Source organism: Vibrio sp. YT-19(2023) (genome assembly GCF_033337395.1).
Map to the genome: position 1 here is coordinate 1 of NZ_JAWOQN010000048.1, position 12,541 is coordinate 12,541.

12 protein-coding genes and 1 pseudogene are annotated in these 12,541 nt (G+C 43.8%); 9 read left to right on the top strand and 4 right to left on the bottom strand.

Annotated elements, in window-relative coordinates:
* Positions 1–147: 147 nt before the first annotated feature.
* Positions 148–678 (bottom strand): prepilin-type N-terminal cleavage/methylation domain-containing protein, encoded by a 531-nt coding sequence (locus R7E78_RS22320; protein WP_005376513.1) that lies wholly within the window; start codon positions 676–678, stop codon positions 148–150.
* Between the two features lie 444 nt (positions 679–1,122).
* Here R7E78_RS22320 and R7E78_RS22325 point away from each other — a divergent pair.
* From R7E78_RS22325 to R7E78_RS22340, 4 genes and pseudogenes are all read left to right on the top strand, one after another.
* Positions 1,123–1,845: pseudogene (locus tag R7E78_RS22325) on the top strand (sulfite exporter TauE/SafE family protein).
* 102 nt (positions 1,846–1,947) lie between these two features.
* The gene (rarD, locus tag R7E78_RS22330; RefSeq protein WP_318058254.1) at positions 1,948–2,853 is read left to right on the top strand and encodes an EamA family transporter RarD; all 906 of its coding nucleotides are present in this window, start codon (positions 1,948–1,950) and stop codon (positions 2,851–2,853) included.
* Between the two features lie 209 nt (positions 2,854–3,062).
* Positions 3,063–3,449: an MAPEG family protein gene (locus R7E78_RS22335; RefSeq protein WP_005376510.1), complete on the top strand. Its 387-nt coding sequence runs from the start codon at positions 3,063–3,065 to the stop codon at positions 3,447–3,449.
* On the top strand, positions 3,443–3,976 hold the full coding sequence (locus R7E78_RS22340) for a hypothetical protein (protein ID WP_064354731.1): 534 nt from the start codon (positions 3,443–3,445) through the stop codon (positions 3,974–3,976). The genes R7E78_RS22335 and R7E78_RS22340 overlap by 7 nt, the downstream gene beginning before the upstream one ends.
* A gap of 284 nt (positions 3,977–4,260) precedes the next feature.
* Here R7E78_RS22340 and R7E78_RS22345 read toward each other — a convergent pair whose 3' ends face one another.
* Complete coding sequence (locus R7E78_RS22345; RefSeq protein WP_318058255.1) at positions 4,261–5,625, bottom strand: endonuclease/exonuclease/phosphatase family protein; 1,365 nt, start codon at positions 5,623–5,625, stop codon at positions 4,261–4,263.
* A 394-nt stretch (positions 5,626–6,019) separates the two neighbouring features.
* Here R7E78_RS22345 and R7E78_RS22350 point away from each other — a divergent pair, with 394 nt between their 5' ends.
* Positions 6,020–6,334 carry a DMT family transporter gene (locus tag R7E78_RS22350; RefSeq protein ID WP_005376506.1) on the top strand — a complete coding sequence of 105 codons (315 nt, stop codon included), beginning with the start codon at positions 6,020–6,022 and terminating at the stop codon, positions 6,332–6,334.
* A 79-nt stretch (positions 6,335–6,413) separates the two neighbouring features.
* Here the strand turns inward: R7E78_RS22350 and R7E78_RS22355 are convergent, their stop codons facing one another.
* Positions 6,414–7,319 carry a DMT family transporter gene (locus R7E78_RS22355; RefSeq protein ID WP_005376505.1) on the bottom strand — a complete coding sequence of 302 codons (906 nt, stop codon included), beginning with the start codon at positions 7,317–7,319 and terminating at the stop codon, positions 6,414–6,416.
* 169 nt (positions 7,320–7,488) lie between these two features.
* On the opposite strand from R7E78_RS22355, the gene R7E78_RS22360 reads away from it, so the two are divergent.
* The 3 genes from R7E78_RS22360 to R7E78_RS22370 all read left to right on the top strand — a co-directional run bounded on the left by R7E78_RS22360 (position 7,489) and on the right by R7E78_RS22370 (position 10,162).
* Positions 7,489–7,947: an NUDIX hydrolase gene (locus R7E78_RS22360; RefSeq protein WP_318058256.1), complete on the top strand. Its 459-nt coding sequence runs from the start codon at positions 7,489–7,491 to the stop codon at positions 7,945–7,947.
* Between the two features lie 104 nt (positions 7,948–8,051).
* Entirely contained in the window at positions 8,052–8,624 is a 573-nt protein-coding gene (locus R7E78_RS22365; protein ID WP_017635338.1) for a GNAT family N-acetyltransferase, read from the top strand.
* Positions 8,625–8,749: 125 nt separating this feature from the next.
* A complete protein-coding gene (locus tag R7E78_RS22370) occupies positions 8,750–10,162 on the top strand; it encodes a coniferyl aldehyde dehydrogenase (protein WP_318058257.1) in 1,413 nt (470 codons plus the stop codon).
* Positions 10,163–10,332: 170 nt separating this feature from the next.
* Here R7E78_RS22370 and R7E78_RS22375 read toward each other — a convergent pair whose 3' ends face one another.
* The gene (locus R7E78_RS22375) at positions 10,333–10,812 is read right to left on the bottom strand and encodes an aminoacyl-tRNA deacylase (protein ID WP_005376501.1); all 480 of its coding nucleotides are present in this window, start codon (positions 10,810–10,812) and stop codon (positions 10,333–10,335) included.
* 157 nt (positions 10,813–10,969) lie between these two features.
* On the opposite strand from R7E78_RS22375, the gene R7E78_RS22380 reads away from it, so the two are divergent.
* Positions 10,970–12,511 carry a glutamate synthase-related protein gene (locus tag R7E78_RS22380; protein ID WP_025767832.1) on the top strand — a complete coding sequence of 514 codons (1,542 nt, stop codon included), beginning with the start codon at positions 10,970–10,972 and terminating at the stop codon, positions 12,509–12,511.
* Positions 12,512–12,541 lie beyond the last annotated feature (30 nt).

Here is a 12,541-nt window from a genome sequence, read left to right on the forward strand (position 1 = left end):
GTGAGTTTAAAAGCGAGGGAGTAATCGCGCTGAGTTCTTTTAGTTGTTGATTTCATAACACTCTCCAATTTTGGGGGTGGAAAGTGTCAACCTTATTTAGGACGGCACAGATGAAACAAATAAGGCTGCCGATTGGCAGCCTTATTTTTATTGAGGGCAGGGAAGAATATCTAAGGTGTAACTCTCGTTTGGAGTCTGCGGTGGCCCATATAAAATTCCGCATTGTGTAAGGCTAGCTCTTTTTTCGTCGGCTGCAGCAATGACCATTTCGCGAGTTGTTGAACCAGCCGGGTGATGAAATGTTTTCCAATCCGAGTCTTCTTCGTTCAGTCCTTGCACGAGTAACTTCATCGATTCGCTATCAGAATCAGGATATCCATATAAAAAAACACAGCGCTTTGAACCACCAATATTACAGCCGTCAAATGGTAAATCTGCCATTAAAGCACTGTCTACGAAGTTTGAAACGTAAGGCTTGCTTTCCAATCCCGCAATCGCCATTTTCCCATAACCCACGCCTAATGCTGACGCAATAGCGCCTTTCATTCCTTCCAAACGTGCTTCACGTGCATCGCTTTGAAGGTTTAAAAAGCGTGGCGCGGCAGTGACAGCAAGAATACCGAGCACGACAATAACTACGACTAACTCTATTAGAGTAAATCCCGTTTGTTTTTTCATATTATTTTCACAGCAAGTTAAAGGTAGAAAAACACTGACCGTACACTTGTTTATTGTGTAAATAAGTACGGTAATGATAAATCGATCAGTAGTATAAAGAGGTGAGTTGTAAAGTGCTATACCGACGCCGCACTAATTGACTGAATCCATTAAATGCAATGGAGAATTCACGGGTCTAATTCTGCTAGATTTTAAGAGGTCATTAATTCCGCTGAAGAAATGCTGCGTGAACAGGCGAGCATGAATCCTCTTCGATGTAAGCAAACATGTACATCAGCGGAATGAAATACAAAATGCAAATGAGGGCGAACCGCACAAATGGATTGTCTTTTTATTCACTTTGATGAATGCTACGCGGAATTCATATCGCAGTATGCCTGAGGTATTCATCATGCGAATGTGCTTTGGTTTTGTGTTTATTTTTCAAATATAAGAATAATCTAAATGGAATTCGATTCGATAAACTTCCTTGCAATAGGTTTGATATTTCTTGGCTCTTATGTCCAGACCGCAATCGGTTTTGGCTTGGCTATTGTTGCCGCACCTTTACTGATTCTTTGGGCGCCAGAATATGTTCCTGCGCCAATCTGTTTAGTCGCGTTATTTATTTCGTTGATGAATGCGATGAAGCACCGCAGTAGTGTTGAAATCGGCGGCTTAAAGATGGCGTTGATTGGGCGAGTGCCGGGATCAATTGCTGGTGGCTTGCTACTCTTTTTTGTATCTACACAAACTCTCACGCTTTGGATTGGTTTGTTGGTGCTGTTTGCAGTCGTGGTGAGTGTTTTACCGTTTCGGGTTGAGCCTACGCCTTCGCGTATGACATGTGCTGGTTTCTTTTCTGGGTTGTTTGGTACCAGTTCTGCGATTGGAGGCCCTCCGATGGCGTTATTGTTGCAGCATCAATAAGCAAATCAGTTACGCGGCAACTTATCGGCTTTTTTTGTTTTCAGTTCGATTATTTCACTAATAGTACAAATCCCAGTGGGCTTCTTCACATTGCATCATTTGGTCATTACTATTCCTCTATTACCTGCTGCGGCGCTTGGTTACTGGCTAGCAATGAAAACTACCCAGTCGTTACCAAAAGAAAAGATTCGGTTTGGGGCACTTATGTTGTGTTTTGTGAGTGGCTTTACCGCCGTCGTACAAGCGTTGAGCCAATAATGCCATCTGCATCATAAAGTCACTGCGGGATTGCATTCCTTTTTATGTATGGCGGACTTGTTTACTTACGCCAAATTGGTCGTTTAGATGGGCGATAGTTTTATGAATAACACTCGTTATGGCACTTTTATGGCAGCATTCTCCTTTGTGATCTGGGGATTGCTACCAATTTATTATCGTTATTTACCAAATGCTTCTATGGATGAGTTGCTAGCATGGCGAATCATTGGGTCTGTACCTGTCGGGTTTCTAATTGTACTTGGGATAACCCGTCGAGGGCTGAATTGGAAAGAAATCTGGCTTGATAAAAAATCCTTGTGGTACACGTTTGTGGCGAGCAGTTTGATGTGTATTTCTTGGAGTGCGTTCACTTGGGCTTTGACCCATCATCGGGTCATCGATGCCAGCTTAGGCTTCTTTATTGGGCCATTAGTATCTGTTGCGCTGGGCGTATTTATTCTTGGGGATAGGCTCTCAAAAGGCAAACTTATTGCAATCGTGCTGGCAACAATTGGTGTTATGTATCAAGTGATTCACTATAGTCAGCTGCCCGTTATCGCACTAACGATGGGGTTGTTCTTTGCTTTGTATGGGCTGTACAAGAAGAAGATAAATTATGACTGGAGTACAACCTTGTTTGTTGAGGCGTTGTTACTGACTCCAGTTGCACTCGCATATTTGCTCTATAAACAATGGGCAACTGGTGAACTGGCTTCGGGCACAGATACCACAACATTGCTTTTGTATTTTGGCAGTGCGCCTATCACACTTTTGCCACTCGTATTTTATTCTATCGCAATACGTATAACTAATTTATCAACCGTCGGTCTAATGCAATACATCGAGCCAAGCTTGCAGTTTGTGTTGGCAGTTATGTTTTTTGGCGAGTTGTTTGACGAAGTGAAAGCGGTGACCTTTGCATTTATTTGGGTAGGGCTGTTGTTCACAATTTTTGAAAGTATTATCAAAGGGCATCGGCGCAAAAAGCTGGTCAAACACCCCTTATAGTGGTTTCAATATTCTCACATATTAGCTTCTTTATTCTTATGCCCTCCATTCGAGGGCATTTTTAATGTCATGAAGCATTGGCTTTCGTTTTTTGCCCGAATAGAAATCATAACTTGAGATTATTTGACGCATTATCATAATGATACCGCTATAGTTATAGCCAAGTGACACGCTTATATAAGTGAAAACCAGATCAAGAAGGACGACATATGATCACAGCTCTGTATGCCAACATTCTCGCAATACTCATTATTTGGTTGGCTGTTCAAGTAATTAAGCAACGTCGCTTAAATCAAATTGCTTATGCCGATGGTGGGGTAGAGGCTCTACAAATTGCTCGTAGTGCCCAGAGTAATGCGACAGAATATATCCCCATTACCCTGATTTTAATGGCACTTTTAGAATTTAACAGTGCTTACCCAACATGGATACATCTCACCGGTATTATTTTTGTAATTGGTCGAGTTATTCATGCTAAAGGCATATTGAAAAAAGACTTGAAAAAACGCATTAGAGGGATGCAGGTGACATTTCTGGTGATACTTTCATTGGTTGTGTTAAATATGATTTACCTGCCATACGATAAGTTATGGTAAGTCTGCGACGTTACATTCCACCACCTTGGGTACTCGTTCTGATTGGATTAGTACTGAATATTGGCGCGATCATCGTTACTAGCTTAGTCCTTGATAAGTTGGGTAAACAGCACTCGCAGCTCGCAGAGCAAACAGCAGAAAACTTGTATTCCATCCAACTCGCATGGAACAGTGTGGAAACCCTAGAAAGGAAAAGAGAAGCTTTACTGCTGCATGTGCACATAAGTCAGAGCGTAGCGATACCTTTAGAGCTAGAAGAGGTATTAGCAGGGCATTTATCTTCTTGGGTTCATAACGAGTCGGATGAAATAAAAATTGATCAACTTCCTCAACTAATGTCAAAGATAAATCAGGCACAAGCTTCGTATAGAGACCGCATCGATAATTACTACATTGAGAATGTAGGGCTCAATGAGGTAATGGCAAAGCAGGATGAAAAGATCGCTTGGTACAAGAATATCGGACTCTTCTTGCAAGTATTCGGACTTGCGTTAATCCTTGCACGCGACTTAGCTAGGAAGCAATAAAAGCAAGAGCTAAAGATCAGGTTTATTGCGAAATGCCAATGGTAGTTTGCAAATTGCAATTTATTCTGTGAGCAAACAGTAGCTATTGGTTAAGTTTTAATGAAAGTGATTAAATAACAACCTGTTTTTGTGCGCTGAAAAGTTGGCACGCCTCATGCTTTAGTATGAGTGACCCTTTCTAAGCCGAGGGTCACCTAGCCAACTGACGTTGTTAGTGAACCATCTTGTTCACAAATATATACAGCCAATCACGACTCCTTGTGGTTGGCTTTTTTTTATGCAATCTAGAACTGTGCTTTAATCCAGATCATGCGATGGTCAGAAGATACATCTTTACCATCACCATACTTACCGATACGTGCATCGTTAAATAGTTTACGCCCTTCTTCATAAGACGCTGACCAGTACACACCAGAGTCTATTACATTCAAATTTGCTGAAGGCAAGGCATAGTCTACCCCTAAGCCAAACGTTGAAGTGATGCGATTCGGATATGGGTGAGTTGAGCTGCGGTCAACAGCGTGTTCGGCTGCACCAAAGCTTGTTGGGTAAAGCTCACCATTCATCACGGTTTGATTAACCAATGGATCGTTGTGCAGCTCTTGCATTACAGAGCTAATACCGTCACCAGACACTGGATCAAGGTTTTGATCACCCATCATTACGAATTTAGCGCCGTTCGTTAAGCCACCTGTTTTACCCGCATCGTCGTAAAAATAGTCTTTGCCTTGAATGTAATGATGCCAAAACTCCACTTCTGCTGCGTTTTGCGCTTTGTTTTTACCGGTGTCGAATACTGGTGGAGTAGGATGAGACATCAACAAGTGTACAACTTCTTCGCCGTTGCGAGTTGGAATGATGATTGGTGCGTCAACGTGGTTTTTCGAAGATAGACGCACTTGATCCCATTCTTCCGCTGAGTACCATTCATCACCACACTTCATGCCGTCTGGAATCTTTTGCGAACCATCGCAGATAGTAATGGTTGGAATTTTCGCACCTTCCATATCTTTCCATTTAAATGCTTGGAATGTACGTGTGTTTGCTGTGTCAATTTTATACTTAGACATAAGGGCAAATGCATATTGACCATGGTACATGCCAAAGCCCCATGCATCACCTGGCATTTGACCTGCGGTTCCGTTGTTGTCGAGATCAAACTCACTCAACAACCCTGTATTAGTTGAGTAAGATTCAGCATAAGGGTATTCAATAGGCTCAAGGTTTGCTTCACCGCCCGCGCCATTGATGCTTTGCGCGACAGACAAGTAGTTCTTCTGGAATCCTTCAATGGCTGCTTTGTTTTCGCCTGTTCCCTCGTTGTTGTATTCCGCCATCATAAGAACATCAGGACGATTCTTTTGAATGATTGCTGCAACGTTACGAATTTGAATGACTTTTTCCGCAGTGGTTTTGTCTTCGGCTGCGATTGAACCGTCTAAATAAGAGGTGACCAACGCAGTTTGCTGCGTTGGTTCAATTTGCATTTCATCTACCAAAGTTTCGAAGGTAGCGCGGTCAAAAGAGAGGTTGTAAGTCGCTATTTTTACTTCTTTAGGCTGAACATTGACGTATTCAGTATCGTCATTACATCCAGATAGTAGAGCGGCGCCAACAAGGACAGCGATAGAGGTTTTGATTGCTTTCATGGGTACGTCATACCTTATAATTAATTCGGCTGAATATTAAAGTCATCAGTCATTGTTTTAAGCGATATTAGTCACACAAACGTTTTCATATTTACATGTTCAATTAGTTTTTGTGTGATTTGTGCAATAAATGCAACACTTTCAACACCAGAAGGTTATATGTAAATTGTTAAAAAACGGTGTCGTTATTGATGCGAAATAGAGAGTCCGCCACCGTTAAAAAGAAAAGCGTAGAATTTAAGCGTGCATGAGATGTTTGAGTTGTATGCTTATCGCCGTGTTTTATTTTTTATGTTTAGATTTCCGTATATAATAAGCAGTCAATCAGAAGTGAGGACGACCTCACCGCTCTATCTTTTCTCGGGGACGACCCCATCTCGTTGGGAAATGTGACATGGCTTGGGGAATTCTCTTCATTGCGGGCTTGTGTGAAATCGCATGGGCTGTCGGTCTTAAATATTCACAAGGGTTTACCAAATTCGGTGCTTCGGCATTCACTATTGTCTTTATGTTATTGAGCTTTTGGTTGCTTGGCATTGCGTTAAGAACCTTGCCTTTAGGCATTGCTTATGGCGTATGGGTAGGGATTGGCGCAATAGGCACGGCAGTCGTGAGTATTTATCTGTTCAATGAGCCAGCAACACTTATCAAAGCCTTAAGCTTGCTAATGATTGTCGCTGGTATCGCAGGGTTAAAAATATCAGCTTAACGTTAGGCTAAACACAAAACAGCCAGAGTCACTCTGGCTGTTTTTCTAAATGTCGTGTTTACGGTTCTGGCGAGGTATATCAAGCGTTGCGCTTAATAAAAGGTAACCGTAAGTGATGACCAAACGCATTAATTAATGCGCCTGTAACAATCAGACCGCCACCGACGTACGTCCAAATGATCGGAACCTCGCCAAAGAAAATGATGCCTAACAACACAGAAAATACGATCTGGATATACGAATAAGCGGAGGCTTTACCCGCTTGTTGAGTTTGCATCGCTTTGGTTAACCCCAATTGTCCAATTTGGGTAAAGACACCAACTAGAACCAACATGAAAGTCAGATATAGATCGGGCATTACAAAATCGTCGCCAATCAGTAAGAGTGAAGCGGGGAGAGCAACCAACGGGAAATAGAAAATGATCACTGAGCTGTCTTCTGTCTGACTCAGTTTTCTGACAATGACGTAGGCAATTGAGCTACCAAATGCGCCTAAGATCGCAATCATGACGCTAAACATTGGTAAAGCGCTATCTGAGCCTTGCCCAGTTTCTGGGCTTACCATGATATAGATGCCGAGTAAGCACAACGCAATACAAAGGAAAGTTGACGGCTGGATGCGCTCTTTCAAGAAAAATACGGCGAGTAGTGCAGTAAATACCGGATGAATATATTGGAATATCGTCGCTTCTGCCAAAGGTAAGGTGGTCACTGAATAATATACACACATCAGAGCCATCGTGCCCACAGCACCGCGTGCAAATAGTAATGGCTTATTATTGCCCCATACAGAAATTCGTTTTCGCTTTACATCGAAATAACTAATGATAAGTGAAACGAGCGCTCTTGCTGCAACGATTTCAAAAACGGGGATACCGTAGTTGCCGACGTGCTTTACTGTAGCCGACATCAGAGCAAAGCCGAACGCGGAAAGCACCATAAAGCGCACACCGATGGGAATCATAGTGTTGAATGAATTGGACATTTTACTGCTCATTTGTTGCGACAGATCTCACTTTAGCATACTTAGTTAGCGATTAAATCCTCTCAACTCAAACACTTCTGTCGACAAGATGAATAAACAGTAGAATACGTAGCAATTAATCTGCCTCTCTTCAGCGTAACAATAAAAACTCGATATTTAAGGAGCTTACATGATCCCGATAAAAGCAACGCATGTTTCAGGCGTTGTCATTTCAAAAATTGATGGCATAGAAAAAATGCTGTTACTCAAACGCGTAAAAGGTGGCTATTGGTGCCATGTTGCAGGTGGTATCGAAGCGGGTGAAGCCGGGTGGCAAACCATTTTAAGAGAGTTAAAAGAAGAGACACTAATTGACCAAGTTGAGTTACATACAGCAGACTTTCTAGAGCAGTTCTACGAAGCAAAAAATAACCGTATCATGGTTATCCCATGTTTTGTGCTATTTTGTCCGCCTAACCAATCAGTTGTTCTTAACGAAGAGCATACAGAGTATCGCTGGTGTACGCTTGAAGAAGCTAAGCAGCTGGCTCCGTTTGCCAATCAGCATCACCTCTATGAACATGTATGGAAGCATTATGTAGATGTGGAATCACTAACGCCATTTACGCTGATCGATCAAAAGGGCTAAATGAACGGCAACGGCTTTGATTAGTTTTTATAGAGAGGTTTGTTCTCATAAAATGAAGCGTTAGGATTTGCGCTGAGCGTTCACAATAAAAAGGAATAACATCTATGGATGAAGTCACATGCCAAGAGACGTATCAAGGAAATCACTTACAGAAGCGTTTTTCCGTCTCGCAAAGGATCTCAATTGAGCCCCTCAATACGAAACACGCGTCCGCTTTACTAGAGGTTGTGAACACTCACCGAGAGAGCCTTGAGGGCTATCTACCTTGGACGGATTCTGTCACGAATCATCGAGAGGCCGTGAACTACATTTCCCAGCGAGTGAACAGTAACGCGCTGGATTCCCACTGGTGTGCAATTTATTTTGATGAGCAGCTTACGGGTGTTATTGGCATTAAAGGTGTGGATTCACATACACGTGTTACTGAAATTGGCTACTGGCTTGCTAACAATGGGCGAGGCCATCGTGTGATTGATCAAGTACTCGCAGTATTGATCCCTTTCTTGAAGAAGAAAGGGCACGCACAATTCATTCAGTTCCATTGTATGGAAGATAACATCGCTAGCATCAATATTGCTGAGCGTGCAGGCGCCACATTAAAAGAATACGTTGATCATGAGTTCGATATGCTTGACCGCTCTCAACGACTAGGCATTTATGAACTACGTTTGACGTAGTATCCACCCTAGAGATATTTTAATCAGAGTTCGAACTCTAACTTCACGAGCGCTACAATAGTAACATTGTTGCGCTCGTGTTAACTTGGGGCGTCATTGGTAGAAACTAGGCTAGGAGAAGCATCATGAACGCAATCACAGAGGTTGAAGTAGATAACTTGTTACAGCAAAGCCTCGAACGCTTAAAAGCGGCATATGCAGCCGAGCCTTATCCTAGTTTGGATGAACGTAAACAGCGCCTCGTTTTGTTAAAAAAATCGCTGCTTGAGAACAAACAAGCTCTGGTTGACGCGTTAAGTGACGATTTTGGCTATCGCTCAGAATTTGATACCGCTATGACCGACGTTTTGCCAACGGTCTCGCATATTAATTATACCCTCAAGCGACTAAAAAAATGGTGCAAACCCAGCAAGCGCGAATCCGGCTTATTGCTCGCACCTTCTAAAGTCACCGTTCAGTATCAACCGTTAGGTGTCGTCGGGATCATTTCACCGTGGAACTTTCCTGTGATTTTGAGCCTTGCGCCTTTAGTGACAGCATTGGCTGCTGGCAACCGCGTGATGATGAAGCTCAGCGAATTTACGCCAAAAACCAATAAAGTCATCGTCGATGTTTGCCGTGGGTTGTCTGAGTATGTCGAAGTTTTTGAGGGTGAAGCAGACGTCGCACAAGCATTCAGCCAACTGCCATTCGATCACCTTTTGTTCACGGGTTCTACGAGTGTTGGTCGCGCAGTGGCAAAAGCGGCAGCGGAAAACCTTACCCCGGTGACGTTAGAGTTGGGTGGAAAGTCCCCGGTGATCATTGCAAAAGATGCAGACATGAAGAAAGCCGTTGATGCTATCTTGTTTGGTAAATGCATTAATGCAGGCCAGATTTGTGTCGCGCCTGACTACGCATTTGTACCGCAAGAACGTGTCGAAGAGTTCATTTCGCTATTCTTAAAACGTTTTGAAAAGCTCTATTTAAAATCCAACAAGAATCAAAAGCTGACCCATATTGTCAACCAACGACAATATGATCGTTTGACTGCGCTACTTGAGGATGCAAAAGCGCAAGGTGCTAACCTTCACACTGTTGAAGCGTCGCCCCAAGAGGAACGACTTCTGTATCCTCATTTGGTCACGGATGTGTCGCCGAATATGCGAATCATGCAAGAGGAGATCTTCGGGCCATTTCTACCTGTTAAGCCCTACAATGCGGTTGATGAAGCGATTGATTACATTAATCAGCGCCAAAGACCACTTGCGCTGTATGTTATGTCGGACGACAAATCGACCATCAAACAGATCGTGCGCAACACACACAGTGGCGGCGTCGGCATTAACGACACGGTATTACACGTTGGCGCTGAAGATGCGCCTTTCGGTGGCATTGGTCAATCGGGCATTGGTCATTATCACGGAGTGGAAGGATTCAGAACCTTTAGCCATGCGAAAACCGTACTCCACACGCCGAAATGGCTGCCAAGGACGGGGGCTTTAATGCGTCGCAGAGCAATGGCGATAAAAGCGATTCAAAAGATTTTTGTTCGATAGTGATTGGATTGATAAAAAACCGCCCAAACGGGCGGTTTTTTGGTTTCTATGCGTTCTAAATTGCGGATTACCAAAGGCCGAGAAGCTTCCATCGCGTGCTACCAGCAAAACAAAGAAAGGCTCTTGTTGAAAGAGCCTTGTTCAGGAAATGTCGAGAGATCTTGGCAAGTTTAATGCAGAACTTCACTGCTGAATCTTAGATATCTACAGTCGTTCATCAGTTCTTTAAACGCCTTTCGGTCCAGCTTAATCAGAGTTTCATGATCGCCAGCTTCAAGGTAGACATGTTCCAAGTTTGCTAGTCTTTCATCGCAAACTGTCGACATGTGGTAAGGACTACCAATCGGTGGAATAGCGCCGTGTTCACAATCGGTGAAGAGTCGGTAAACCATACGCTCTTTCACCAAGTGGAAGGTGGCATTAAATTCGTCGTTTAATCTCGACAAACTGATTTTGTTGTTGGCAGGTAAGACCGCCATCATATGACGCCCTTCATGATCCTCTAGAATCACACCTTTTGCGATATTCATTAAAGGCACACCTGCTGCAACACCACTTTGTAGCGAGCTATGACTGTGGCTGTGATTCACGGTTTGAAAGTGAATGTTATGCTCAGTCAAATATTCATCTAATCGGGTTGCAATCGTCATATAGCCTCCACGTGTATGAGACCCATAAAAAGTATAGGTTAGTCGGGCGACAATCGCGCATTTTACTCGGCGACACTGACGCTCTTTACGCTCCTGTTCTACGCTTATTGCAAGCCAGCGAGAAAGCATGGTTAACAATAATAAATAGGGGGGCAACATGAGCAAGCCAATCATCGCTGATAACAAGCCGATCAAAGTAGAGTTGAAAGCTGGGCAAGAATATTACTTCTGCCGATGTGGGCGCTCTAAAAATCAACCTTACTGCGATGGGTCTCATTCAGGAACCGGCTTAAAGCCAATGAGCTTTAGTGCGGAAAAAGACGAAGATGCCTATCTCTGCCAATGTAAGCATACCGCCAATGCTCCTTTTTGTGATGGTACACACAAGCGATTTACCGCAGAGCAAGTCGGTAAAGAGGGACCGGAACAAAAGCGAGAGAAAAGAGACAAACCAACAGCGTCTGCTACACAAGAAGAACCAACCCTCGAGTTTATCCACCAATTAGCGAGAGAAGGACTCTCTAAACTCGGTCATCATGGTCCGATGGCTGCAATGGGGGTTCCTAGGCATTTGCTACCACATTGGGATGCTATACAAATCATGGTGGCGCAAATGGCTACACAACCGTTGTTGGAAGACGTTCCTGTGTCTACCGAGTTGATTGTGGGACCAAACGCGCGTAAGCCGCTCAGACTCGCCATTCCTTTGTTGGTGTCGGACATGAGTTTTGGCGCACTTTCTGAAGAGGCGAAAATTGCACTAGCAAAAGGTGCAGAGTTGGCAGGGACTGGGATTTGCTCTGGTGAGGGTGGCATGTTACCGGAAGAGCAAGCCGCCAATTCACGGTATTTCTATGAGCTTGCTAGTGCTCAATTTGGCTACGACGAATCTAAGCTTCTTAATGTTCAGGCGTTTCACTTCAAAGGCGGGCAAGGAGCAAAAACGGGCACGGGTGGTCATCTGCCTGCAAATAAAAATGTAGGTAAGATCTCTCAGGTGAGAGGCATCCCCGAGGGACAACCAGCGATATCACCACCAACGTTCAAAGATCTTCACACTACTCACGATTTTAGAAAGTTTGCTGACAGAGTTCGTGGCATCACAGGCGGTATTCCAATTGGATTTAAACTCAGTGCCAACCATATTGAGCAAGACATTCAGTTTGCGCTTGATGCTGGGGCTGATTACATCATCTTAGACGGTCGCGGTGGTGGCACGGGTGCGGCGCCAACTATGTTCCGTGATCATATTAGTGTGCCCACCATCCCTGCATTAGCTCGTGCACGTAAGTACTTAGATGAAAAAGGTGTAAGTGACAGTGTCACATTAATCATCACTGGTGGGTTGCGAGTTCCTACGGATTTTGTCAAAGCGTTGGCACTTGGAGCAGACGGAGTAGCGATAGCAAACAGTGCGATGCAATCGATCGGTTGTGTCGCGGCTCGCATCTGCAACACCAATAATTGCCCTGCAGGCATTGCGACACAAAATGCCGATTTGAGGCAGCGTCTCGACGTTGAAAAGTCATCCCAGCAACTGAAAAATTTCTTCGAATCCTCGGTCGAGCTCATGAAAGTCATGGCGAGGGCTTGTGGTCATCACGCTCTGAGTGAATTTAGTCATCATGATTTAGCGACCTGGGATCACAACATGGCGAGGCTGTCTGGGATTAAGTATTCAGGTATGGACTTAAACTGATCTCTATCCATATTTTCTGCATATAGGTAC

Coding starts and splice junctions, on each gene's coding strand:
- R7E78_RS22320 (WP_005376513.1), bottom strand. CDS start 678: ATGAAAAAACAAACGGGATTTACTCTAATAGAGTTAGTCGTAGTTATT.
- rarD (WP_318058254.1), top strand. CDS start 1,948: ATGAATAACACTCGTTATGGCACTTTTATGGCAGCATTCTCCTTTGTG.
- R7E78_RS22335 (WP_005376510.1), top strand. CDS start 3,063: ATGATCACAGCTCTGTATGCCAACATTCTCGCAATACTCATTATTTGG.
- R7E78_RS22340 (WP_064354731.1), top strand. CDS start 3,443: ATGGTAAGTCTGCGACGTTACATTCCACCACCTTGGGTACTCGTTCTG.
- R7E78_RS22345 (WP_318058255.1), bottom strand. CDS start 5,625: ATGAAAGCAATCAAAACCTCTATCGCTGTCCTTGTTGGCGCCGCTCTA.
- R7E78_RS22350 (WP_005376506.1), top strand. CDS start 6,020: ATGGCTTGGGGAATTCTCTTCATTGCGGGCTTGTGTGAAATCGCATGG.
- R7E78_RS22355 (WP_005376505.1), bottom strand. CDS start 7,319: ATGTCCAATTCATTCAACACTATGATTCCCATCGGTGTGCGCTTTATG.
- R7E78_RS22360 (WP_318058256.1), top strand. CDS start 7,489: ATGATCCCGATAAAAGCAACGCATGTTTCAGGCGTTGTCATTTCAAAA.
- R7E78_RS22365 (WP_017635338.1), top strand. CDS start 8,052: ATGGATGAAGTCACATGCCAAGAGACGTATCAAGGAAATCACTTACAG.
- R7E78_RS22370 (WP_318058257.1), top strand. CDS start 8,750: ATGAACGCAATCACAGAGGTTGAAGTAGATAACTTGTTACAGCAAAGC.
- R7E78_RS22375 (WP_005376501.1), bottom strand. CDS start 10,812: ATGACGATTGCAACCCGATTAGATGAATATTTGACTGAGCATAACATT.
- R7E78_RS22380 (WP_025767832.1), top strand. CDS start 10,970: ATGAGCAAGCCAATCATCGCTGATAACAAGCCGATCAAAGTAGAGTTG.